The organism is Rhizocola hellebori (genome assembly GCF_016862955.1).
Taxonomy (GTDB): Bacteria; Actinomycetota; Actinomycetes; order Mycobacteriales; family Micromonosporaceae; genus Rhizocola; species Rhizocola hellebori.
In genome coordinates this window covers 12298-37228 of sequence record NZ_BONY01000001.1, presented here as the reverse complement: position 1 = coordinate 37228, position 24931 = coordinate 12298, and the positions used below count along the sequence as shown (strand labels likewise).

At 67.6% G+C, this 24931-nt stretch carries 18 protein-coding genes; 9 read left to right on the top strand and 9 right to left on the bottom strand.

All coding sequences use genetic code 11. The features are described from left to right. The first annotated feature begins 276 nt into the window (after positions 1-276). Positions 277-1302: a S1 family peptidase gene (locus tag Rhe02_RS00145; protein WP_239123112.1), complete on the top strand. Its 1026-nt coding sequence runs from the start codon at positions 277-279 to the stop codon at positions 1300-1302. Positions 1303-1355: 53 nt separating this feature from the next. On the opposite strand, the gene Rhe02_RS00140 is transcribed toward Rhe02_RS00145, so the two are convergent. Continuing rightward, positions 1356-1949, bottom strand: a complete 594-nt coding sequence (locus Rhe02_RS00140) for a dihydrofolate reductase family protein (protein WP_203905920.1) — start codon at positions 1947-1949, stop codon at positions 1356-1358. 194 nt (positions 1950-2143) lie between these two features. Between Rhe02_RS00140 and Rhe02_RS00135 the strand changes: the two genes are divergently transcribed. Beyond that, a complete protein-coding gene (locus Rhe02_RS00135; protein WP_203905919.1) occupies positions 2144-3817 on the top strand; it encodes a GH12 family glycosyl hydrolase domain-containing protein in 1674 nt (557 codons plus the stop codon). 41 nt (positions 3818-3858) lie between these two features. On the opposite strand, the gene Rhe02_RS00130 is transcribed toward Rhe02_RS00135, so the two are convergent. Then, on the bottom strand, positions 3859-4728 hold the full coding sequence (locus tag Rhe02_RS00130) for an SDR family oxidoreductase (RefSeq protein WP_203905918.1): 870 nt from the start codon (positions 4726-4728) through the stop codon (positions 3859-3861). Between the two features lie 3 nt (positions 4729-4731). Further along, complete coding sequence (locus tag Rhe02_RS00125; protein WP_203905917.1) at positions 4732-5280, bottom strand: hypothetical protein; 549 nt, start codon at positions 5278-5280, stop codon at positions 4732-4734. 65 nt (positions 5281-5345) lie between these two features. Between Rhe02_RS00125 and Rhe02_RS00120 the strand changes: the two genes are divergently transcribed. Beyond that, positions 5346-6368 (top strand): DUF695 domain-containing protein, encoded by a 1023-nt coding sequence (locus Rhe02_RS00120; RefSeq protein WP_203905916.1) that lies wholly within the window; start codon positions 5346-5348, stop codon positions 6366-6368. Here Rhe02_RS00120 and Rhe02_RS00115 read toward each other — a convergent pair. The 3 genes from Rhe02_RS00115 to Rhe02_RS00105 are packed head-to-tail and all read right to left on the bottom strand — an operon-like array spanning position 6365 to position 8624. After that, positions 6365-7054, bottom strand: coding sequence for a hypothetical protein (locus tag Rhe02_RS00115; protein ID WP_203905915.1), 690 nt, complete (start codon positions 7052-7054; stop codon positions 6365-6367). The genes Rhe02_RS00120 and Rhe02_RS00115 overlap by 4 nt on opposite strands. 30 nt (positions 7055-7084) lie before the next feature. Next, a complete protein-coding gene (locus Rhe02_RS00110; protein WP_239123110.1) occupies positions 7085-8059 on the bottom strand; it encodes a magnesium transporter in 975 nt (324 codons plus the stop codon). Between the two features lie 28 nt (positions 8060-8087). Further along, entirely contained in the window at positions 8088-8624 is a 537-nt protein-coding gene (locus Rhe02_RS00105) for a GAF domain-containing protein (protein WP_373320561.1), read from the bottom strand. A gap of 173 nt (positions 8625-8797) precedes the next feature. On the opposite strand from Rhe02_RS00105, the gene Rhe02_RS00100 reads away from it, so the two are divergent. Genes Rhe02_RS00100 through Rhe02_RS00080 form a run of 5 tightly spaced genes read left to right on the top strand, consistent with a single transcriptional unit; the run spans position 8798 to position 19836 of the window. Further along, complete coding sequence (locus Rhe02_RS00100; RefSeq protein WP_203905912.1) at positions 8798-10702, top strand: transthyretin-like family protein; 1905 nt, start codon at positions 8798-8800, stop codon at positions 10700-10702. Positions 10703-10717: 15 nt separating this feature from the next. After that, positions 10718-13861 carry a hypothetical protein gene (locus tag Rhe02_RS00095; protein ID WP_203905911.1) on the top strand — a complete coding sequence of 1048 codons (3144 nt, stop codon included), beginning with the start codon at positions 10718-10720 and terminating at the stop codon, positions 13859-13861. Positions 13862-13888: 27 nt separating this feature from the next. Next, complete coding sequence (locus tag Rhe02_RS00090) at positions 13889-17734, top strand: hypothetical protein (protein WP_203905910.1); 3846 nt, start codon at positions 13889-13891, stop codon at positions 17732-17734. A 48-nt stretch (positions 17735-17782) separates the two neighbouring features. Continuing rightward, a complete protein-coding gene (locus Rhe02_RS00085; RefSeq protein ID WP_203905909.1) occupies positions 17783-19066 on the top strand; it encodes an aminotransferase-like domain-containing protein in 1284 nt (427 codons plus the stop codon). Beyond that, positions 19063-19836: a hypothetical protein gene (locus Rhe02_RS00080; RefSeq protein WP_203905908.1), complete on the top strand. Its 774-nt coding sequence runs from the start codon at positions 19063-19065 to the stop codon at positions 19834-19836. Before Rhe02_RS00085 ends, Rhe02_RS00080 begins: the two co-directional genes overlap by 4 nt. On the opposite strand, the gene Rhe02_RS00075 is transcribed toward Rhe02_RS00080, so the two are convergent. The 3 genes from Rhe02_RS00075 to Rhe02_RS00065 all read right to left on the bottom strand — a co-directional run bounded on the left by Rhe02_RS00075 (position 19833) and on the right by Rhe02_RS00065 (position 23895). After that, positions 19833-22730 (bottom strand): AfsR/SARP family transcriptional regulator, encoded by a 2898-nt coding sequence (locus Rhe02_RS00075; RefSeq protein ID WP_203905907.1) that lies wholly within the window; start codon positions 22728-22730, stop codon positions 19833-19835. The genes Rhe02_RS00080 and Rhe02_RS00075 overlap by 4 nt on opposite strands. A 56-nt stretch (positions 22731-22786) precedes the next feature. Next, the gene (locus Rhe02_RS00070; RefSeq protein ID WP_203905906.1) at positions 22787-23248 is read right to left on the bottom strand and encodes a cyclic nucleotide-binding domain-containing protein; all 462 of its coding nucleotides are present in this window, start codon (positions 23246-23248) and stop codon (positions 22787-22789) included. Positions 23249-23310: 62 nt separating this feature from the next. After that, positions 23311-23895: a TetR family transcriptional regulator gene (locus Rhe02_RS00065; protein WP_203905905.1), complete on the bottom strand. Its 585-nt coding sequence runs from the start codon at positions 23893-23895 to the stop codon at positions 23311-23313. 85 nt (positions 23896-23980) lie between these two features. Between Rhe02_RS00065 and Rhe02_RS00060 the strand changes: the two genes are divergently transcribed. Next, on the top strand, positions 23981-24907 hold the full coding sequence (locus Rhe02_RS00060; protein WP_203905904.1) for an oxidoreductase: 927 nt from the start codon (positions 23981-23983) through the stop codon (positions 24905-24907). Positions 24908-24931: the final 24 nt, after the last annotated feature.

Sequence of the window (24931 nt, the reverse complement as noted above, 5' to 3'; positions counted from 1 at the left end):
GCGGGTCGCGCTTTGTGCGCTGGCACCTGCCGGCGATGACCGCGCCGCTGGCGCGAGCGGGGTCGCGCTTTGTGCGCTGGCACCTGCCGGCGATGGCCGCGCCGCTGGCGCGAGCGGGCTGCGCTTTTTGCGCTGGGCCCGGAAAGATGATCGTCTGCTTCGGAGTGTCGCTGACGCAAGGCCGCTGACCTGGGCAAATGCCCGGAAGAATAGGCACGTCAAGCTTTCCTGCGCGCACCTCGCCCGGGGGTCGCGCTCAACCTCCGAGAGGAAGACGTGCTATCCACCAGATCGGCTCGCCCGTTCATCACCGTGCTCACCGCCGTCGCCGCCACTGCCTTCTGGGTCACCCCGGCTCAGGCCGCGCCTTCGGCCGAAGTGCTCACCCGTGTCGCCACGCTTGCGGCCTCCTATGACGACAGCCGTAGCGCCGGCTACTACCTTGACTCCAACGGCACCCTCATCGCCAACGTCATTGACCGAGCCGCCGCGGACGAGTTCCGCGCGGCCGGTGCCTCCACCCGCCTGGTGCGCCACAGCCTGCGCCAGCTCAACGGAGTCGTGACCACTCTCGACCCGGGTGTGGCCGGGACGGCGTGGTCGGTCGACATTGCCACCAACCAGGTGGTGGTCGACGTCGACTCCACCGTCACCGGTTCGGCCTGGGCCACCGTCAACGCCGCCGTGGTGAAGGCCGCCGGGGCGGCCCGTGTCCAGCGCGTGGCCGGTAGTTTCCGGGACCTGATCGGCGGTGGCGATGCCATCTACGGCGGGCAGTTCCGGTGCTCGCTCGGGTTCAACGTGCACAGCGGAAGCGCGAATTCGTTTCTCACCGCGGGGCATTGCACGAACGAGGCGGCGGAGTGGTTCGCTGACAGCGGCCACGCCACCAAGCTCGGCAACCGTACCGGAACCAGTTTCCCTGGAAACGATTACGGCATCGTGGCCTACACCAACACTTCGATCACCGTCAGCGGCACCGCTGGCGCGCAGGACATCGTGTCGGCGGGCGACGCCTATGTCGGGGAGCCGGTGCGCCGTACCGGAAGCACGACCGGGACCAAGAGCGGCACAGTGACGGGTCTGAACGCCACCGTCCATTATGTCGGCGGCGACACGGTCACCGGGATGATCCGTACCAACGTCTGCGCCGAGCCGGGCGACAGCGGTGGGCCGCTTTACGACGCGAGCATCGCGCTCGGGCTGACCTCCGGTGGAAGCGGCGACTGCCGGGTCGGGGGAACGACGTTCTACCAGCCGGTGACCGAGGCGCTGAGCGTCTACGGCATGTCTGTGCTCTGAACCATTGCCGCACAACGGGTTCGGCGAGCCCGAACCCGTTGTGCGGCATCGTGCTACTTGCGCACGCGGTAGCGAAGGTGGGTGACCCGGTCGCCTTCCACTACCGACAGCGGGCCGTCCAGCGAAACCGGGGCGTCGCTCAGCTGGTCGAAGAAGGGTGTCCCCCCGCCGAGCAGCACCGGGATCAGGTCGACCCAGATCTCGTCGAGTAGGCCGGCGTTGAGGCACTGGCGGGCGATGACACCACCGTTGACGCCGACGATCCGGTCGCCCGCGATCTGTTTCGCCGTGTCGACGGCGGCTTCGATGCCCTCGGTGACGAAGACGAAGTTGGGGTTGTCCGCCCAGCCCTGCGGCGGGTTGTGGGTCAGCACCACCACGGTGCGGCCCATCGGATGCTCGCCGCCCCAGCCTTTGGTGACGTCAAAAAGCTTGCGCCCCACGATAAGCGAGCCGGTCTGGGCCAGGTGGGCCTGCAGATACTTGGCGCTGACCGGGGACAGCTTGAACGTCAGGTCGGGCATCTTGGTGGGCATCACCACCTCGCCGTTGCCGTACCACTCGAAAAGGTGCTCGAAGCCGGATTCGCCCGGGCCGGCAATGTAGCCGTCCAGCGACATGCTCGCACCGGTGTAAACCTTGCTCATCGGCTTGCTCCCTGTCTGCTTGTCGACGTGTTCAACTACTCGTCGAGTGGACGGGGTGTGGTTCGACAAACCGTTTCAAGATTTTTCCTGCTGTTTACAGACCGTTCGACGGTGGCCTATGGTTGCTCGTGGGAACGCTCCCAAGTAAGGTACCTGCTCCCATTTCCGATCACTCCACGCCCAAGGAGCGATTTATGGACACCACGACGAGCAAACGCCGTCGACCATCATCGATCGTCGCAGCAGTGTTGCTCACGATCGGCACTTCCGCTGCAAGTTTGCTGGCCGCCCAGCCGGCGAGTGCGGTCGTGATCTGCGAGCAATTCGGCACCACCACAGCCGGCAACTACGTCATCATGAACAACCGCTGGGGAAGCAACTCGCCGCAATGCATCAGCACGACGAGTAACGGCTTCAGCATCACGCAACAGGATGGCATGGGGAACCTGTCCGGCGCGCCGGTTTCCTATCCGGCCATCTACCTCGGCTGCCACTACAGCAATTGCAGCCCCGGCTCGCCGCTGCCTGCCCAGATCAGCACAATGGGCAACGCCAACAGCAGCATCACCCTCAGCTATCCCGGCAGTGGGACCTATGACGCCGCGTACGACATCTGGCTCAACGCCGACACCAATGTGACCGGCGTGCAGGACACCGAGATCATGATCTGGATGAATCGCCAAGGAAGCATCCAGCCGATCGGATCGCAGACCGCCACCGTGACCCTCGCCGGGCGCAGCTGGGCGGTCTGGACCGGGAACAACGGCCAGAACAATGTCGTGTCCTATGTGTCTGGTTCGCCTCTCACCAGCCTGAGCTTCAACGCGCGGGACTTCATTCTCGACACGTTCAGCCGCGGCTCCCAGTACGGCAACACGTCCTGGTTCCTGACCAGCATGCAAGCCGGATTCGAGCCCTGGATCGGCGGCGTCGGCCTAGCGGTCAACTCGTTCTCCGCCACCATCGGCGGCGGTCAGACCCAGCCGCCCGGCACCCCGGGCACCCCGTCGGCGTCCAACGTGACGGGCAGCTCGCTGTCGCTCAACTGGAGTGCCTCGTCAGGGACGGTCTCCAACTACCTGATCGAGCGGGCGACCGGTGCCTCCAGCACCAGCTTCAGCCAGATCGGGACGTCGGGATCGACCTCGTTCAACGATTCCGGCCTGGCCGCCAACACCACGTATCGCTATCGGGTCAGGGCCAGCAACTCGGCCGGAAACTCGGGGTATTCGAACATCGTCAACGTCACCACGACGTCGACGGGCACCCAGCCGCCCGGCACCCCGGGCAATCCGACTGCCTCCAACGTGACCGCCAGCTCGCTGTCGCTTAGCTGGAGCGCGTCGTCGGGAACGGTGACCAGCTATCTGATCGAGCGGGCGACCGGTGCGACGAGCACCGCCTTCAGCCAGATCGGGACGTCGGGATCGGCTTCGTTCAACGATTCCGGCCTGGCCGCCAACACCACGTACCGCTATCGGGTCAGGGCCAGCAACTCGGCCGGCACCTCCGCCTACTCGGGCATCGTCAACGCGACCACCACCGGTGGTGGCGGTGGCGCGGCGTGCACCACCTCAGGTGTGCCGCAGAGCCAGTGGAACAACGGTTACGTCATGCAGATGACGGTCACCAACACCGGCAGCACCACCCTGAACGGCTGGACGTCGACCGTGACGCTGCCTTCGGGCCACTCGCACACCGGCTCGTGGCCGACGACCGCGACCATCAGCGGGCAGAACATCACCGAGCGGAACCAGGCGTGGAACGGAACGCTTGCGCCCGGACAGACCGCGTCGTGGGGCTTCCAGGCAACCCGGCCCAACGGCAGCACCGTGCTTCCGACGGCCTTCACCTGTACCAGTCCTTAACCACTGGGAACCGGCCTGGCCCGGCTCGTGGCCTTCCTTCCTCACGAGCCGGGCTGGGCTCTCAAGTGCTCAGCCAGCGACGTTCTCAACAGCTCAGCCAGCGACCTCGGCGCATGCCCGGTGACCCGGGCGACGGCGTCGCTCACCCCGCTCATCTCGCCGGCCGCGATCGCGGTATAGGTGGAGACCCAGGCGTCCACCTGCCAATCCGGAGCGCCGTAGCCAGCCCGCGAGGCGTAGGCCTCCTCCAGCGTTTCCGCCCGATAGCTGACCGCGCGGCCGGTGTGCTCCGCGATGGTGGCGGCGATCTCGGCGAGGGTCAGCGCCTGTGGCCCGGTCAGGTCGTAGGTCTGGCCCACATGCGCATCGGGCGCGCGTAACACCTCGGTGGCCACGTCGGCGATGTCGTCCTGTGCCACGGCCGCCACGCGGCCTCCGCCCGCCGGCCCGCGGATCACGCCGTCCTCGCCGACCATGAAGGCCAGGAAGTCGGCGTAGAGATTGTCGCGCAGGAAGGTGAAGGCCAAACCGCTGGCGCGGATGTATTGCTCGGTGGCCCAGTGGTCGCGCGCCAGGGTGAAGGTGGCGTCGGGCGCCGCGCCGTAGAACGAGGTGTACACCAGATGCTGAACCCCCGCCTCGGCCGCGGCGTCGATGAAGGTGCGGTGCTGCTCCACGCGATCGAGGCTTTCCGACGCGGAGACCATCAGCGCTGTGCGCACGCCGGTTAGGGCATCGCGAACGGCTTGCAGGTCGGCGTACTCGGCCCTCATCACGGTCGCCTGCGCCAATTGCGGTGCGCGGGACGGGTCGCGCACCAGCAGGCGCTGTGGCAGTGCGGCGACGGCGAGCCGGCGAGCGATCCTGCCGCCGAGCTGACCGGTCGATCCGGTCACGGCCAGTGGTGTCATGACTCAATGTCTACGCGCTGAATCGCTTCGGCGCCAATCACGCCACGCCTCGCGAAGCACTCCGTGCCGGGCGACCCCGCGCACCAGCCGGCGGAAGCTGCGGTGGCGCATCAGCCCGATGAGGTACCGGGCAAGTGTCCACTTTCGATCCCGCAGCTGGCTGTCGGCGGCCGCCCAGATGATCGAGCGCACCCGCGGGGACTCAAGCGCCGCATGGATTTCCCGCCGCACCGCGGGGTCGTCCAATGCGGAGCGAACGGCGCCGGCCAAGCCGGGCCGGTCCGCCATCTCCGCCAACAGGCCCTGCCCGATCGCCTCTCTGATCGAAGCGTCGTCGATGAGCAGGAGCACGGCCCGCCGGATCTCGTCGCTTTCCAGCGCGGATCGCAGCAGCTGCAACCCGCGCTGCTGCGCTTCGCCGTGCGGGGAGTCGCCGGCCAGGGTCGCCAGCAGCGAGGTCACCTCGTCGAGGTCGATCAGGTGCTGCAGCCCCTCCCGAAAGGCGGGCTTGTTCCACGCGAAGAGCAGGGCCTTGGCGAAGTGGCGATCCATGGCGCACTGTCTACCCGAGCCGGGCGGGTAACGAAACCGCGGCGGCGGTGGCATACTGCGCGGCCATGGGGCTATTTCGCAAGAGCGATCCGAAGGCTCAGCAGGCTGGCGCGATCGCGGACTTCTGGCAGTGGTGGAGCCAGGCCAGAGGTGAGATCACGGCGTCGATCTCCAACGGGAAAGCGGAGCAGCAGGCCCGGGCGATCAGCCCCCGCGTGGCGGCGATCCACCGTGACCTGTCGTGGGAGCTGACCAAGGGCACGGCCGCCAGCCACGGCCTGGTCGTCACCGCGGCCGGTGACCCGAAGCTGCGGGCGGCCGCCTACCGATGGCTCGCGGCGGCGCCTCCCGCCGACGGCACCTGGGAATACCACGCGGCGCGCCCGGCCAGCCCGGCGGTGTTCTCCAGCAAGCTCGGCATCGGCGGGGCAATGCTGGACATGGAGCAGATGGTCTATGCCGTCACCGTGGAAAAGGACCGCCGCTGCGTCAACGTGGTCTGCCACCATCCCGAATTCGTGAACCTGCCCGATGAGGTGCAGGGCCAGGTTTCCTTCCTGTCACTGGACTGGCTGCTCGGCGAGGAGCAGGTCGAGATCTGGCTGGGGACGATCGAGTGGAGCGCGGCCGCGCTCTTCGCGCCGCGCACGCCCAGCGATCTTCGGTACGCGGTGGACGCCATAACAGCCGATGACAGCTGGGCGGTGATGAGCGCGCAGGGGCGTGATGGTCTGCCGCACATGGCTTTGGTCAGCCAGCCGCTGCGTTCGGCGCGGTGGCCGCGCTTCGATCAGCATGTCGCAGTCACCTTGCCCTACCAGCGCCTGACCGAGGTGGGTCTGCCGGCCGACGAATCGCTGCAAGCGTTGCGCGCGTTGGAGGACAGCCTGACCGAGGCGGCCGGGGCAGACGCGGCCCTGGTCGCGCACGAGACCGTCAAGGGCCGGCGCACCCTGCACTTCTACGCCGACTCACACAGCGATGCCGCCGACCGGATCAAAGCGCTGGCGCCGCGATGGGCCGAGGGCCAGGCGGGCGTCGACGTCGGGCATGACCCCGGTCTGGAGCGGGTCCAGCATCTGCGCTAGAGCTCGATGGGGAAGGTGGCCATGAGAATCGTGGCCGCCAACACCCCGATCACCGCCAGCCACAGCAGCAGGTTGCGGGCCAGCGGGCGGTTGGTGCGCCCGGCCACCGCGGCGAAGAAGAGCACGAGGGCGAAGAAGACGGCCACGAACACGTAGTTGTCGGCCAGCTGGTTGGCGTCGCGGGCCTCCGCGACGGCGTCGTCGGCCATCGTGGCCAGCCGGTCCGACTCGGCTTGTGCGGCGATCTGATATTCGGGCATGGCGAAGGGCGTGGGCGGGGCATCGGGATTGTTCACCGGGTCGGTCTTGAGCCAGGCGTAGACCGCTGGCTCGAACTCGGCCCGGAAACGCTCGAACAGGAAGCCGGAGAGGGTGTCCTTCGTGGGCTGGTAGGCGCTGGTCAGCTGACCGGACTCGTCGACGTCGCTTTCCTCGTTGAGGGCATCGAGCCACTGGGTGAAGCTGACTATGTCTACGATTCGCTGCTGTCCGGCCAGGGTCGCCTGCTGGGTCGACTGCACGCGCTTGGCCGAGGCGACCGCGTACGAGTCGGCCTGCACGCCGCTCCACTTGGTGCTCTGGAAACCGGCCCAGGCCGTGCCCACCGCGGCGAACGCCATGATCACGGTGAGGATGAGCTCCATGCGGGCGCTCGAGGGTGGGTTTTGCGCAGCCTCTTCCGCCATCACCTGCCCCCCGTCTGCATCGCCTCTAGCCTAGGAGAGCAGCAGTGTCACGGTACCCAGATAAATGGATATGGACATGAGATCCTGGATGATCGTGGCGACCGGGCCGGAACCGAAGGCGGGGTCCTTGCCGGCCCGTTGCAGCAGCCACGGCAGCGCCATCGCGACCAGGGTGGCCACCGTGCTGGCGGCGACCACGGCCAGGCCGACCGCGGTGGCCAGGGTCAGGTCACGCCAGCCGACGGCGACGACGCCATACATGGCGACCGCCAGCAGCGCGCCCACCAGCAGACCGGTCAGCGCCTCCCGCCCGGCGACGCGCCGGATGCCCACGCCCACCGAGAGCCCGCGGATCACCAGGGTCTGAGTCTGGTTGCCCACCGCCGCCGCCAGGTAGACGATGCCCGGCAGGAAGAAGGCCACCGCGAGGTTGGCGCTCAGACGCGCCTCGGAGGCGGCGAGCAAGCCCGCCGATCCCAGCACGCCGAGCAGGCCAATGCCCAGCCAGGGCAGGCGGTGCCACAGCCGGGCGGGCACGTTCTCCTCGCTGGCCTCCCGCGCCATCGCACTGCGGCGCAGGTAGCCGCCGAGGCGGGCCATGTCCTCGTCGTGTTCCTCGAGCAGGACCCGCAGCAGCTGCTGGGGCGGGATCACGCCGACGAACCGGCCCCGCGCGTCGACGACGGCCAGGCCCGGCTCGCCGTGCTGAACCGCCAGCCAGGCCGCATGCTCCTGGTCTGTGCCGGACGAGACCTTCGGCGGCTTGGCATCCATGATCCGGCGCACCGGGGTCTGCGGATCGGCCGCCAGCAGCCTTTCCACGGTGACCAGGCCCGCCAGCCGATCGGCGTTGCATACCGCGATCACCGAGGCGCAGTCAAAAGTCTTGCCCTGCATGGCTTTGAGAACCATGTCGGCGGTGTCGTCGGGCCGCGCGATCGGCACGGCCGCCGTGGCGTGGGCGGCAGCCGTATCCAGCAGCGCCGTGGGCTTGGTCGGGGTCACGCCGCGGATCATATCGGGGCTTGGAGATCTATGAACCCTCCCGAGGAGGCGCAATCCGGTGCAGGGCTTGGCCGGCGGCCTCGGCCAGCCGGATCAGCCTGGTGACCTCCTCGTCAGTGGCCCGGCGCACCCGAGACCAGTAGACGCCGACGGCGCTGACCGGGGCCGGCACGTCGATCGGCACCATGACCAGACTGCGCACGAAGGTGCGGGCGTAGAACGATTGGGTGATGCGATCGTCGAGGCGGATGTCGGGGACGACCGCGGTCTGCTGGTGCGTCATCGCCCAGCCGCCGATGCAGTGCTCGACGGGGAAACGCTCGCCCTTCCAAAGCGGACTGATCGAGTCTTCGTCGGCGTAGAAGCACTTCTCGCCGTCCAGCGCCACGAAGGTGGCGCCGTCGGCCTCCACCAGCTGGCGGGCGCTCATGCACACCACCTCATGGACCTGTTCAAGGCTGTTTGCGCGACGTAGGGCCGCTGTAGCTTGCTGCAGAACGGGATTGATCACCACCGTACACCTCACCTTTGCGCACGCCCGGAGACCCAACGCTACGCCTCGCATGCTCGGTGTGACTATGGCGCGGACGTGACTGTTTGGCAGCGCTCCCGACGCCGCAGGTCGGCCCGCCGCCACCAAGCATGGTCAACATCGCCTCGGCACAGGGCCGCTATCGCGTGAAAACCGGACCAATGTGGCTCTGTCCGCGGCGCGGTGCCCGCGCCGATGCTACGGGCATGCTTCGACGACTGATCCTGCTGGTGGTGTTGGGCCTGGCGGTCACCTCGACGCCGGTCACGCCGCAGACCACGGCCACGGAAAACAGCGACCTGGGTGAGGGATCCGGCCCGGCGCACCATGTTCACCGGCCCGCGACGCTTCCGGTCAGCGTGGTGGCCCAGCAAGCCGTTGCGCCCATGGTTGCGCAGACGTGTGCCGATGGGACGCTGTCGCACGACGAGGTCGGTGGCGCGGCCGGTGTAGCGCTTGGGAACCTGCAGGTGCAGCTCTGGGATCAGGACAGCAGCTCCGCCGACGATCTGCTCGACGCCAATCTGACCGCGGCCTCTGGGGCGTTCCTGCTCTGCTCGGCCACAGACGACTTGGATGACAGCGCCAACAATGGCCTGGACATCTACGTTCGCGTGGTCACCGAGAACGGCTTCTGGCGGGTGGACGACGTCCAGGCCTATCAGTTCAGCCTTGCCTTGTGGCCCAACGTGGCAGCGGGGACAACCGTCCACTATGGAGCGACCAAGCCCGGCGCGGGCACGCCGCAGGCCGGCGCGCTGCAAATCTTCAACGCGGTGGATCGGCTGTGGGCGTGGACCGGAGCGCAACAGGCCAACGACTGCTGGGACAGCGCGGACAAGCAGCCCAGCGACTACAGCAAATGTCGCCAGGTGGCCATCGAGTGGCGGCCGGACTCGTCGACGCGAGGCTTCTACGACTCCGCGCTCAACCGTGTCCATCTGGCGGCCGTGGACTTCAAGTGGCGCGACTCGGTCGTACGAGAGGCAGCCAAGGCCGTCATGGATGACATTTTCGAGGACGACTACCCGGACCCGTCGGCGTGTGGCGATCGCACCTTGATCGGCAAGGTGACCTCGGCGTCCTGCGCGTGGGCGGAGGGGTTCGCCGACTGGGTCGCCACTCAGGTCTACGCGGATCCGGTGCTCGACTGGCAGATCGGTGCGCAGGTCTTCCACGAGAATCTGGAGACGCCGGGCTGGGAGACCCCCGGCTGGGGCTACGGCGACGCGGTCGAAGCGCGGGTGGCCGGCGCGCTGATCGATCTGTCGGATGCCACGAATGAGACGCCGTGGGACCGGCTCGCCCAAGGCCCGACTCCGCTGTGGAGCAAGGTGCTCACTCACTCGTGGACCCCCGGTCAGCGCTATCGGGCTCTGGCCGACCTCGGATTCAGCGGCGACAACGCTTTGGCCACCCTCTACCAGAACACCATCGACTATGGGTTGCGCGACCCGCTGAGCAACGGCGCGGCCGTCGTCCGGCGCACTCCGTTGCCACCACACAACTTCCGGTACTCGACGACGACCCGCTACTGGTCGGTGATGGCGATCCGGCCGCCGCAGGCCGCCGCGCCGACAGCCGACTACGACCTGAAGCTCTTCGCCGACGAGGCCATGGCCGGCAGCCCGCTGGTGACCAGTGCCGCCGGCAGCGCCGCTTCCGACTTCATCGTCATCGACTCCAATCTGAGCAAGCACCCATTGGGCACCTACTATCCGCAGGTTTACCGCTATTCCGCGAGCACCGGGTCCGGCCAGTACGACGCCAGGTTCGTGCAGGCTTCCAGCAATGTCGCGATCGGACAGTCGGTGAGCAGTTCGGCCGTCCCGGTCTCGATCTGGGAGACCACGGTCGCCGCCAGCGCCCAGGTGAAGATCGAGGTCACCCAGGCTGCGGGGCAGGACGCCGAGCTTTTCCTCTTCTGCTCCACCACCTCAGCGTCGAGCTGGGTACGCAGCCGCAGCGCCGCCTCCGCGACGGCTCCCGCGCTCGCCGGCGGGACGGAAACGCTGCTGTGGACCGCCCCCGCCATCGCGCCCGGCTACTGCGCGATCGTCCTGATCAACAAGTTGGGTAGCGGCGCCTACACCGTGACCCGCAAGTCTTAGGAAGAGGTAGCGACCATGGGAGAGCAGCCGAAGGTCAGCCGCCGGGCCATCCTGCGGGCGGGCGCGCTCGCCGGGGCCGTCGGCCTCGTGCTGGGGCTGGAGGACGCGCAGACCGTTCTGCCCTGGGACGCAGAGCCGGTAGCCGGAAACCCGAAGCTCACCGTGCGCCCGACACCCACCTTCACCAAAGCTATTTACCGGCGCGCCGATCAGCTTTCGGTGCGGCTTGAGTTCTACAACCTCAAGCTGCTCAAGAAGGGCCAGTCCGGCCCCGGCGATGGGCAAACGGCACGGCTGGTCAAAGTGGATCCCGCCATCGACGCCTTCATCGTCGTCGACTTCGGGCCGCAGCATCTGGCCGAGCACGCCTATCAGGAGACTCCGCCGGAGCCGGTCACCGCCGCTCCCATCGCGTCGATGCTGGCCGGTGCGAGCAGGCTGGCGTTCAAGGCGCCGGCGACGCCGATCCTCTACAGCTTCGGCACCCTCATGGCGTGGAAGGATTTCCAGCCCAGTCTCGTCCCGCACGCGATCGGCAACGCGACGGTGCGTGCGCCGCTGCCGACCGAGACCTCGATCGAGGTGCCGTGGAAGGTGGTGCTGTCGCCGGGTCAGACCGCCGGGTGGAGCCACGCGATGGAGGTGACGACGGGATCGGCGGATCGTCATCCCCTTTGGCACGCCAGGCTCGACAACGACGCGAAGGTGCGGGTGGTCTGGACGCCTGACCCGGATGTCCCGAACGCGATTGACCCGACCCCTCCGGGTGTCACGTCGCTGACCCCGGTTGAGCGCAACAAGCTCGTCAAGCTGACCGCACGATGGGACCAGTCCTCAGGCGGGCAGAACTATGTCCCGCAACCGGTCGACGTGGACCAGCTTGCGCTCAGCTCGCTGGGCGCATGGCTGAAGGCATCCAAGATCTGGAACGTGCGCCCGGACGGCGTGGACCTCAAGCAGTGGGTGCACCTGGCCACGATGGGCCGGGACCATTTCGTGATGACCGTCGATGCCGGGCGGCTCTGGGGAATCGGACACCGGGTCGACCTGATAAAGATCTCCGAGCGCAAGTTCGAAATCGTCAACGGCAAACCGATGGCGGTGCTGCGCCAGCGGAAGTTCATCGTGCCACGCGAGCGGGTGCGCACCTACCAGGACGGGGACATTCCCTTCGCACCCAACGGTTTGCGGGACCTGCCGTTCAAGAAGATCCGGGTGCTGACGCCGGTGACGCCGAATCTCGCGCCCTACGAAGCCGGGGCCGAGCCGGAAACCAAGGTCCCGTATCCCGACAACAGCGGCTACTTCGGCAAGGAGGCCTTCTGGCCCCGGGTGGGCGCGCCCAGCAACTGGGCGGACTTTCTCTGGGATCTGGAAGCCGAGGACTACGAGGGCCGGAAGACCCGTTTCCAGATGCCGCTGATCTACGTGTCAGAAACCTTCGGCGCGTCACCGACCGTGGACTACCTGAAGGACTACTACGAAAGCGATCCGCTGCAAGCACGACGCCAGGCCGATCTGGGCGGCCAGCGGGTGGCGCTGGCGAAGTTCGGGGGAGGTAAACCGGGCGAGACCACGTATCCCTTGACGGTGTTCGAGTTCGGCGTGAACGTGTTCGAGGCCGCCGTGCCACTGCCCGGACAGCATGCCCCCTGGGACTTCACCCCGTACCTGAAGGCCGCCTCCGCGCGGCTCGACGCGGTGGACCGCATCCGTGGGGGTGCGGCCGGATCGCCGCAGGAGATCAAGCTGCATCCACAGTGGATTTCCGACGGCGACTCCGGCGCGGTGAACCCGGGACGTGTCTTCGCCGCGCTGAAGACGCCGGTGAGCCTCTCCTATGCCGCCAATGCTTCCGGCGGGGTGGCCACCCCGAACATGGCGATCAGCGCGCTTTCGGCGAGCACCGGACCGATCGACGCGCCGAACATCGGCACGATAGTGCCGACCAAATTCAAGCCGCTGGACTTCTTCGACGTCACCAGTGCCAAGGTGCTCGGCAGCATCAGCCTCACCGACATTCTTGCCGAGGTCGACTTTCCCGGCCCGGGGGCGATGTCCACCGCCGCGCTCAGCCCCATCCCGCGCCTGGTGACGACCCAGGAACCGGACGGCCCGCACACCGCGCTCGTCTGGGAGACCGGCGTGGTCAGCATCCCGGACCTGTTCCTGGACAACAAGAACGGCACTCCCGCGAAGCTCATGCTGCGGGCCGAAGCCGGACAGGTGGCGGGCGAGCTGACCAACTTCACCGTGGCCGCGGTCGGGCCGCTGAAGGTGATGAACATTCTGTTCGACAAGTTCGGCTTCGTTTCCAAGCCCGGCAGCAAACCCGACATTCAAGTGAGCATCGATGACGTTGTGTTCGTCGGGGCACTCGAATTCGTCAACGTGCTTCGCAAATTCATGGGTGGCAGCGGGGCCCAAGGGCTGTCCATCAGTGAAGCACCGGCCAACGGCGGCTACGTCAATGTCAGCCCGTCCGGGGTGGCGGCCGGCTACAACCTGACCCTGCCGCCGGTGCCGTGCGGCGTGCTGCTGCTGGAAAACATCAGCTTCGGCGCTCGGGTGGACCTGTTCTTCGACGGCCGCCCGATGCGGATGCGCTTCAACTTCGCCGACCGTAACCGCCCCTTCGTGCTGACCGTGATGTGTTTCGGCGGCGGCGGCTCGGTCGCCGTCACGCTCGGGCTCGATGACTTCGAGCTGTTCGAGATGACCCTCGAATTCGGGGCCAAGCTGGCCCTGGACATCGGGGTGGCCAGCGGCAGCATCAGCGCGATGGCCGGCATCTACCTGGCCATCGGGGACAACGACGGGGACGGCAACGACGACGGCGCCCGGCTCACCGGCTACCTGCGCCTCAACGGGGAACTGGACATCCTCGGCATCGTCTCGATGGCGATCGAGTTCTATTTGGCCTTCACCTATATCGAAAGCCCGGAGTCCTGCTACGGCGAGGCGAAGGTGACCGTGGAGATCGAGGTGCTGTTCTTCAGCGCCTCGGTGACCCTCGGGCCTATCAAGAAGACCTTCGCAGGTGGTGGCGACAACCAAGGCATGGCGCTCATGAGCAGCACCCCCAAGACCTTCGCCGAAATGACCTCGCTCACCCAGTGGGCGCAGTATGCCGACCTGTATGACACCGCAGCCTTCTAACGACATTTTCGCCTCAGGAGCAGACCAATGGCCATCGTGCAGACCGTGATGTGGACCGCGGTCCCCAACGGCATCGACACCGCGACCGGCAAGCTGAAGGTGCGCTGCGTGGTCTCACCGCGGCTGTCGAGCCTTCCCGAAACCAATCAAACCCTTGGCGTTTACGCCAACTGGCCACAGTGGACGGCGTATGTGGCGGCCCCCGCCTTCGCCCTGTCCCTTCAGGTTGGCGGGGTTACGCACGCGAATCTGGTACCCGACAAAACGGTGTTGAAGCCAAATCTTTGGCCTGCCTTGTTTCCGGGAAGCATGCTGGTGCGGCCGTTCAAGGTGGCGGACCTGACCGGCAAGCTGATCCGGTCGTACCCGGTGGGCAATGTCGTCGAGGCGATCCGCAAGCTCTACTCGGACATGACCAATGAGCGGCCCGAAGACCAAGGCCCGCACGGGCGGGCGTGGTCGGAGAATCGAAGCCTGGTGCGCGATCTGCAGCTGCCGCGCAACAGCGAGCGGACGATTCTCGCCACGGTCAACGGGCTCTATGCCGGCGGCAAGAGGGCTTTGCCGCCCGCCGCGCCGCAGCCGCTGACCGATTTCCTTCAGGTGCTTCGCTTCCACTGGACGCCCGCAGCCGCGCAAGCCGTGCCGCAGAAGGCCTTCGCCGACGACACGCTTGACTTCCACCAGGTGGTGTCGCTGCTCATGGAGTACCCGATTCTGCAACGGCACCTTGGTCTGGTTCTGGATTTCTTGGTACCGGTGGGAAGCCTCCTGCCCGGAGACACCACCGTGAAAGTGGTGCCGCCCAGCGCCGGTCATCTCACCCCGACCACGGCCGCCACCTTCGGCACGGGCTCGTTCTGGCCGAAGGCGGCCGGGGACATTGCCGACAACCGGCTGGCCCTATCGGGCGCGGCTTTCTCCGTGGTGACGATCGACGTCGACGGCGCGGCCATCAAGCTGCGCCAGTTCGCCGACAACATGAAACACGTGCAGACCGGCGACGAGCAGTTCCTGCCGTCACTGCGTTCGGCCGGGCTGGCCGTGGCGAGAAAGGGCAACGCCTGGCTCTACAACACCAAATTCGGCCAGGCCAAGCAGGACAACGCCACCATCGTCGGCGGCGGCAACGTGGTGCTCAACGCCGCCTCGCTGCTGCACGGGCTGCGCTGGCAGGCCTATGACGTGGCCGCCCAGCGCTGGTTCTCGCTCTGCGAACGCGATGTCATGTACCACTTCCTGGCCCTGGGCGACACACCAGGCGCGTATGTCCCGGCGAAGGACAGCACGTTGCGTGAAGAGGGCGCGGTCACCGCGGCCACGACCCAGCGCGTCAACGACGGCACCGACGACCTGTATCTGGCGGAGTATCTCGCGCGCTGGCACGGCGAGAACCTGGCCGCGCCGCGCCCCGGGCTGTCCCTGCTGGAGCCGGGACAGCCGCTCGGCGATCCCGACCCGGGTCCGCAGAAGCCGACCGACCCGCAGCTCAAAGTCACCACCCGGCCCGCGTCGCAAGGGCTGCCGGTGCTCAGATTCGGGCGCGACTACCGGCTCCGGGCGCTCGCCAGCTACCTCGGCGGCGCGGGGGTGCCCTTCCAGCGCGGCGACACCTCGTCGGATTTCACCTACGCCACAGGCGTGGGCCGGTATGCGCGGGCTGAGCCTGTCCCAGCGCCGGAGGTGGTGATGTGCGCGCCACCGACCCCGGGGGAGACCATCACCGATCTGGTCATCCGCACCGAATACGACAGCGCGCCCGACCCCGCCCAGGTCTGCGCGCGGCATCTGTTGCCGCCCAAGGCAGCTCAGCTTTTCGCCGAGCAGCTGGGCATGTTCGACACCGACACCGGTTTCAAACCCAATATCTACCCGATCCTGGCGCAGCGCGCCAATGGGGTGCTGTCGCAGCAGACCTATCCCAGCGACACCAACCTCGACGTGCCATGGCTTCCGGACGTCTACGCCCGTGGCGTGTCGCTCAGCGGGTTCCACACCATCGACTTCGGTTACGCCGCGGACTCGGAGAACTGGCAAACCGTCAAGGGTGTCCAAATCAGACTGATCGAGGGCAGCGGCCTTCCGGAGCCGCTGCCTGGCGTGAACGGGCTGCTGCTCAAGCTCGGCAAGGGTGACGTGGTCGAGTTCCCGCTTAGTTCTTGCCTGTCCGCCGACCATCTGGACAACCTGCAGATCTGGCGCTGGTTCAAGGAAATCACCGCGGGCAATCCTCAACACAAGAAGAGCGCGACGGACCCCTACGGCTATTACGTGGACTGGGCAAAGGCTGGTCTGATCGCCATGCTCACCCCGAAACGGTTGCTGCGCCTGATCTGCGCGGTGCGGCAGCCGCTGCTGGCGCCCGCGAGCTTGGGCAGCGCCGACATCGTTCACCAGCAAGGCCAGAACCACGTGACGCTTGCCTGGAAGGTGGCGTGCAGCCGCAAAAGCACTGTGTCGCTGGACATGACGGCGTCGTGGTCGGACATCGCCGACGTGTGGACAGGCACCAAGTGGGAAACCCAGATCACAGCGAAGAGCGCCGATCTGGGGGAGGTGCCGGTCGATCCGGCACAGCCCGAGGGAGAGCTGGATCTGTCCACATTGGCCGGTGGGGGAGTGCGCTCGGACTTCCACGACACCAAGGCGCACTGGGTCGCCTACCGGACCCGGGCCAAGAGCCGCTTCGCCGAATACTTTACCGAGCGAGCCGCCAAAGAGGTGACGCCGGTCGGCGAGACCCCGATCGTCGTCAACTCGCGGGGCATCGCCGAAGACTCGGAGATCGTGACTGCGCCCAATGGCGGCACGACCTTCGTGAGGAATCAGGACTACGTCGTGAACTACGAGACCGGCACCCTCGCTCGCAAGCCGGGCAGCCCGATCTCGGGCCAGGTCAACGTCGACTTCCTGCCCAGCATCACGCGCAGCGACACCCTCTCCACCTGGGTGAACTCCCGTTCCCGGCCGGCCGCGCCGGTCCCGGTGCAGGTGCTGCCCACCTTCGGCTGGCAGACACAGACCCCATCGAGCGATCCCGATCTCCCGGGCGCGGTGCTCTCCCGGCGCAGCGGCAACGGCTTGCGGATCTACTACGCGCCGCCTTGGCACTCCAGCGGCGAAGGCGAGAAGCTCGGTGTCGTCTTCGCCAACGCCCCGGGCATCCTCGAACACCTGCGTCCCTACGTGACCGCCTGGGCCGGCGATCCGGCGGTCGCCGACGGCTCGCTGCCGGCCCCAGTTCCCCAACCCTTCCACGTGCTGTCCAACCCGGTCGTGTCCGGGCCGGTGGTGCTGGCTGAGCTGCCGGGGATGGCCCCGGCGAGCAAGCAGGTGCGGGTCGTTCAGCTCACGCCCCTCTGGGACGGGCAGCGTCAGCTTTACTACAGCGACATCGAATTCGCCTCCGGCAGCGCCTACTTCCCGTTCATCCGGCTGGCCCTGTGCCGATACCAGCCTCACTCGATGGCCGGGATAGAGATGTCGCCGGTGCGGCTGGCCGACTTCGCTCAGCTCGCACCCGACCGCTGGGTCAGCCTTGCCTATCCGAGCCCCACCGAGGTCGACGTGACCGTTGTCGGTCATTCCTATCTGGGTACCTACAGCAGCTCAATGAGAGGCGGCAACGTGGTGGTGACCGTGGAGCGCCGCGACCCTGGCATCGACTCGGCGGAGCTGGGCTGGTCGGCGGCCGGCACCACCCAGCTGACCCCCGGCGTGGCCTGGGTCAAAGACGGAAATAAGACAATGTGGACCGGGAAGGTCAGCCTCCCGGCACCCCACTCGTCAGAGTTTCGCCTGGTCATCCAGGAAAGCGAGCGCTGGCCCGGCGGGGAGCGCCACGTCTTCACCGACGTCATCGCACTGTCGTGACAGCGGCTCCACAACATCTCCACAACGCGTGGGCCGTACAAAGAAGGCATGCGTTATCGGGAGATCCTCACCTTCCCGATCGCCCTGCGACGGGAAGCGGCACAGCCACTGCACGAGCAGATCGCCGACCAGATCGCAGCCGCGGTCGAGACTGGCACAGCGCGGCGGGGAGCACGGATCCCGTCCACCCGAACTCTCGCCGACCTGCTCGGGGTTTCCCGGGGAGTGGTCGACGAGGCCTACGACATACTGCACTCCCGCGGTTACCTGACGGTCCGGCCCGGGTCGGGGACCTTCGTGCGGCCCGAGGAGCCGGTGGCTTCTCGGCCGCGGGGGGCTGTCTCTGGTACCAGGCGATGGATATTTGATTTCAGGCCCGGCCAGCTCTGCGGCGAGGCCTTTCCGATCCGGGCTTGGCGGGCTGCCTGGCGGCATGCCAGCTACGAGGTGCCGGCAGCGGCCGACCCGCCCGCGCTCGGGATGCCGGAGCTGCGCCGGGCGATAGCCGATCACCTTGCCCAGACCCGCGGGATCGTGGCCGCCGAGCACGAGGTGGTGATCACCTCGGGCACCGTGGCCGGGCTGCGGCTGGTGCTGGAAGCGATGGCCGGGCACCGGGTGGCGATGGAGCGGCCCATGCCGCCGGCGTTGCTGCGGCTGGCGACCGACCCCCTGAACGGCTTTCCCAGCGACGTCCCGATAGCGGTGGTGTGCCCGGACGGCAACCGTCCGCTGGGCATGGTGATGTCCGCGCAGCGGCGGGCTGAGGCGCTGGCGTGGGCGCGCTGCGGCGGGACGCTCATCTCGCTCAATCGCGATGCCGTCTTCAGGCCGGAGGTGGCCGGGTTGCCGCGGCTGCTGGAGCCGGGAGCGCAGACGGTCCTTGTCGGCGGCTTCGGCGAGGTGCTGACGCCCACCCTCAAGCTCGGCTATGCGGTGGTGCCCAAGGACTTGGCGGCACGGATCGGCCAGCTCGTGCACGAGCGCGGGCTGCAGCCGCCCGATCTCACCCAGCTCGCCGTCGCCCGGCTGCTCAACGACGGAACCATGGTGCGCCAGATGCACCGGCTGACCCATCTCTACGCGTCAAAACGGGCTCTGCTGCCCGCGGCGCGCTTCGCCCCGGCCGAGGCGGGGACCGTCCTGATGCGACACCCGGACGCCGAAGCGATCGCCAACCGGTTGCACGACAACGGAATCAGGGTCGAAACGCTCGGCTGCTACGGCGTCAGCGAGCCGCCGGCTCTGGTGCTCGGCTTCGGGCACCTTCGCGACAAGTTGCTCCGCAAAGCGATCGAACACCTGCTGGACCGGATCGAGGAGAGGTCATGAAACGAAACGTGTTGGCTCTGCTGATTGCTGTATCGACAACCGTGGCGGGCCTGGGTTTGCCGACGCAGGCGTTGGCCAACGTCGAGTGCCGCTACTCGATCGCCTCACCGCCTCCGCTGATGCTTCCCAACGTGACATACAAGAGGGACGACATCGGCCCGGCGAACCCGCTACGGCTATCGCTGGAGGTGGCAAAGCCGAAGTGGTCAGCGATCGCGGTGAAGGGCGGGCCCGGCGTCGACTACGACCTGGCGCTTGGGCGGTGTGAGGATGAGCCGCTGGTGACCAGCACGCAATCCGGGGCGGCGGTCGACTTTGTGGCGGTGGACGGCAACGCGGCGTGGACAGCGCCGCCGGGAACAAGCCGTACGCTCTACGCCACCGTCACGCGGGCGGGAAGTGTCACCGGCCAGTTCGCCCTCGAGTATTCGACCGGCGGTCTGCCGCTGCGCGTTGGATTCCCGGAGTCGCTGAACCTGCGGGACACCCCGGCCGTCGTCCGCGACGTCTATGTGGCCAGCGGCACCACTGCCGTCATCACGTTGCGGCTGACCGCTGGGGACGCCGATCTGGCGGTCGTCGACTCGCTGGGCGCGGCGCCGAACACAGCGGCCCGGTCCCGGAGCCAATCGATTGCCCAGTCGAACAATCCGGGCCTGACCCCGGAGACGGTCGCCATCACGGTTGGGTCGGCCGAACCCGGACGGACCTTCGGTGTGGTGGTGGTCAACAACGCCGCTTCCGGCAACTACACCCTGGCCAGATCCTAGCCTCGCGGTTGGCCGAGCTTGTCCAGATTGCGCTGCAGGCGCTCCTCCTCGTGGAGATCGGGTATCTGACGGCGCAATCGAAGACTGTGCTGAAGCGCTGTCGCGGCAGCGGGCAGGTCGCCCTCCTGCAGAAGCGCTTCTCCTATCCGGTCCAGCAGCACGCTTTCCAGATGGGTGTTTTCGAGCAGGCGGCTCAGCTCAAGCGCCTCCTGGTAGGCGGCGATGGCCTGCGAGGTCTGCTGCAGCTCAAAGTGAATCGCGCCGATATCCTCAAGCGCGCTCGCCTCGCCGCGCCGATCCCCGATCTGGCGTCGCAACACGAGCGCCTGGCCGAACTCGGCGAGCGCCAGGGCGTGCGCGCCGAGTGCTTGGTGCGCTTGGCCTTTGCTGTGCCGGATGATCGCCTCCAGCCGGGGCATCGCCAACGTGGCGGCGATGTCGAGCGCCCGTTGCAGGTAGGCCAGCGCCTCATCACCCTTGCCCGCTCGCCGTTGCACATCGCCGAGGTTGTTCAGGCACAGCGCGATGTCGTGCGGCTTGCTGATGGTGGCGTGGATTTCCAGCGCACGCTCGAAGGCGTCCTGCGCCGCGTCGAAACGCCGCAACCAGGTGTTGGCCACGGCTTTGTTGGTGTAGGTCGTCGCCCTGTACCACGCGTCGGGCAACCGAAGCGCCAGGTTGAGTGCCGCGTCGAGCTGCTCCAGCGCCTCGGTGAACCGTCTCATCTGGACACAGGTCGCGGCGTAAAGGTTGCGCATCAAGACCTCTGCCTCGGCGTGGCCCAGCTCCTGCGCGGCCCGCAAGCCCGCGCCGCACATCTCCAGGCGATCGTGCCGGCCGCGGGAGTCGTAGAAACCGGCGACCAGGTAGGTGAGCTGCCACGCGGCGACGTTGTGATCGGTCGCGGCGGCCCAGCGCACCACCGGACCCAGGCTCGGCTGTTCGCCTTCGAGGAACTCGATGGTCTCCTGATGGGTCAGCCCGAACGGCACCTGCGCGGGCTCGGCGGCGATGGCGACCCGGTTGCGCCCGGGATCGAGCACACGGTTGGCGGCGTGGGCTATACCCAGGTACCAGTCGCAGATCCGCGCTTGCGCGCCGGCTGCCGCCTCCTGTGCCTTGGCGCACTCGGCCGCGTAGAGCCGGATGAGATCGTGGAACCTGTACCGGTCGCCCTCCTGGATGACCAGGCTCGTCCCGGCCAGCTCGGCCAGATGGGCTTCGGTCTGGGCCGTGGTGCCGCCGGTGGCCGCCGCGGCGAGATGCACCGAGAACGACGGGCCCGGATGCAGCGACAGCAGCGCGAAGGTACGCCGGACCGGTGCGCTCAGGCTCTGGTAGGCGCTGGCGAAGACGGCCCGGATGCCCGCCGCGTCGCCGGGCACCGCGAGCGCGTCGAGCTCGCGCAGCCTGATGTCACCGACCAGATCGGCGATGGTCAGGGCGGGGCGGCTGGCCAGCCTGGCCGCCGTGATCCGGATCGCCAGCGGCATCCCGCCGCAGAAGTCGACCAGCTCGGCGGCTGCCGCGCGGTCGCCCTCTATCCGCTCCGTGTCGACAGCGCGCCGCAGCAGGCTGAGCCCGGTGTCACGGTCGAGGGCACCCATCTGGACGAAGTGGACCGGTTGCCTTACCGCGAGCGCCGACAGCTCCTGGCGGCTGGTGATGACGAGCAGGCTGGTCCGGGTGGCTGGAACAGCGGGCAGGAGCTGCTCGACGCTGCGGGCATTGTCGAGCAGGATCAGGTACCGGCGATCGTGGATCAGGGAACGGTAGAGGCTGGCCTGCTCGCTGAGCTCGTCCGGAACGCGTTCGGCCGGCACCCCGAGCCCGCGCAGCAGGCGGCTGACCACAGCGGCCGGGCCCAATGTCGTTTGTGGATCGTGCCCGAGCAGATCGACGAAGAGCTGGCCGTCGGGAAACCTGCGCGCCACATGGTGCGCCCACTCCACGGCGAGCGCGGATTTGCCCATCCCCGCCGCGCCGGAGACGAGGACGATCTTGTGGTCGGTCTCGACCTCCCTGACCGCGAGGAGCTTGTCCAGATCGGCGAACTCGTCGACCCGCCCGGTGAAATAGCCGACCCGCGGCGGCAGCTCGGCCGGCCCGCTGATCGGTTGCGCCGCCTTGATTTCCAGGGCCGGGTCCTGGCGCAGGATCGCCGCGTGCAGCTGCTGCAGCTCCGGACCCGGGTCCGCCCCGAGCCCCTCGGCCAGGTCGGCGCGCAGCCGCTGGTAGATGGTGAGCGCCTCGGCGCCGCGGCCCGCCCGGTAAAGGGCCAGCATCAGCAGCCCGGCCGGCTTTTCCCGGTACGGGTGCTCGGCCAGCAGCTGCTGCAGATCCCCGATGACCCTGGCATGATCGCCCAGCCTGAGCCGTGCGTCGCCGAGGTCCTCCACAGCCGACGATCGCATGTCATGCAGCACACCAACTTCCGCGCTGGCTTGCCCGTTGGCCTCACCGTCCTGGAAGGCTTCGCCACGCCACAGGCCAAGCCCCTCCTGAAACGCGGTCACCGCTTCGTGCAGCGCGCCGGCCGCCAGGCACGCCCGAGCGTGCCGCACCCGGTCCGCGAAGACGTGTGCATCGACGGCCAGCGCAGGCAGCTGTAACACGTGTCCGGCCGGGCCGCTGAGGAGCACGTTGGGCAAACCCGCCTGCGCCAGCGCATGGCGGATGCGGGCGAGATGGCTCTGCAGGGTGCGCAAAGCGGTGCGCGGCGCCTCTTCGCCCCAGAGCCCGTCGATGATCCGCTCGGAACCCATCGCCTTGCCCGGTTGCAGCGCCAGCAACGCCACCAGGCTTCGCTGCCGCGCACCGACGAGAATCGCCGCGCCCTGCGGCCCGATCACCTCGATCGGGCCCAGGAGGCGCACAACGATCGGCTCGGCCAAGTCGGGCTCCCATTCGGCGATTGATTCCGAATGGTACATGTATGAGTGCAGGCTGGTTACCGGTTGAGCAGGCGGAAACGCGTGGCCTGCAAGCGTTCCAGGGTCACCCCCACGAAGCGCTGCATCAGATCCATCCCGGCGACCGGGTTGGCCCGGCACATCAGCAGGACATCGCGGCCACGGAAGCGCAGCGCGCGGGTGGCCCGGGTGGTGACCGCGCCGAAATGCCAGCGATAGGGCGGGAACATCCAGGACCAGCCCAGCGCGGAACCGGCGGCGATGGTCTCGATGGCGATGTCGCCGCGTTCCGGGTCGTGCACATCGAGGGTCACCGCTCCGTCGCCGATCAGCCAGAAGTGCTCGGCGCGGTCTCCTTCGGAGAAGATCCGATGCTTTGCTGGGTACTCGACGGGCTGCCCCAGATCGGCGAGGAGATCGAGCCACGGGTCGGGCAGCTCGTCCAGGAACGGGTATTCGTGCAGCTGGTTGAGGACAAGGCAGGTGCGCGTCTCTCGCATGTCCTTAGTGCACCTGGCCTACCCAGTCGGCGCCAGGACCGGCGGACCCGAACCCGGCGGGACTAAAGACCCGTCTCGCCGAACACGATGCGGAAAGCCTTGTCCAGCCAGGTGTTGAGGTCCTGGTCGCCGTCGCCGTCGACCCAGCAGGTCAGCGCGGTGTCGAAGGCGGCGAAGCCGACCGCGGCGGTCAATCGCGGCCGCAGGTCGGTGGCCGGGTCGACCTTCATCCGCCGGGCCAGCTCGGCGCCCGCGTCGGCCCGCCATTGGGTCTGCCGTTCCAGGTAGCGCGCCATCAGCGCGGGGCTGCCCAGGGTCAGCCGGGCCAGCCGGATCGATTTTTCGGGGTTGTGGTGGTAAGTGTCGGTGAACACCGCGAACGCCTCGCGCAGCGCCCGGGCGGGGGTCTCGGCGGCGGGCCGGGCGGCCAGGGCATCGCGGAGCTTGGTGCCCAGGTGCCCCAGGAACTCGATGATGACGTCTTCCTTCGACCGGAAGTAGCGGAAGAAGGTGCGCCGGGACACGCCCGCCGCGGCGACGATCTGATCGATGGTGGTCTCTTCAAAACCCTGCGAGGCGAGTAGTTTGAGCGCAGCTTCGGTCAGCTCATCGCGGACCAGCTGTCGTTTGCGCTCGGCCAGGGTCATTTGAGGATCATACCCCGCCCGGTGCCGTTTTCATCACACGAGGTCATGTTTGACACTCAGTGCCATCGGAGGCATGCTGTGTTGTATGGATCGATGGACCTCCGAGCGGATTCCCGCTCAGACCGGTAAGACCTTCCTGGTCACCGGCGCCAACAGCGGCCTTGGCTATGTGACCTCCCGTGAGCTGGCGCGGCATGGCGCTCACGTGATCATGGCGGTGCGCAACGAGCAGAAGGGGCACGCCGCCCTCAAGACGATCCAGGCCGAGCTGCCGCAGGCCAGCCTCGAGCTGCGCCGGGTAGATCTCGGCGATCTCGAGTCGGTGCACCGTCTTGCCGACGGCATCGCCGGTGAGGGAGTTCCGGTCGATGTGCTGGTGAACAACGCGGGCATCATGATGCCGCCGCGTTCGCTGAGCCCGCAGGGGCACGAGAGCCAGTTCGCCGCCAATCATCTCGGGCATTTCGCCCTGACCGGTCTGCTGTTTCCCATCATCGCCAAGGGTGAGGACCCGCGGGTGGTGACCGTCAGCTCGGGCCTGCACAAGCGCGGCCGGATCCACTTCGACGACCTGACCGGCGAGCGCAAATACTCGCCGACCGGTTACTACTCGCAGTCCAAGTTCGCCAATGTCCTATTTGGACTAGAGCTCGACCGCCGGTTGCGTGCCGCCGGGCTGCCCGTGCGCAGCCTGCTGGCCCATCCCGGCTACGCCGCCACCAACCTGCAGAGCACCGGCCCGACCGGAGTGCTGGCCTTCCTGATGCGCTTCGGCAACAGCCTGTTCGCGCAGAGCATGGAGATGGGCGCGCTGCCACAGCTCTACGCCGCGACCGATCCCGCCGCGCGCAGCGGCGAGTTCTACGGCCCCGACGGCATGGGCGAGCAGAAGGGCTATCCGAAGGTGGTGCAGCCGGTCGAATCGGCCAAGGACCCCCAGACCGCCGCGCGACTCTGGAAGTTGTCTGAAGAAATCACCGGGGTGGAATACCCGCTCCCGGCCACGAGCTGACAACGGTGACTGGCCTGATCGTCG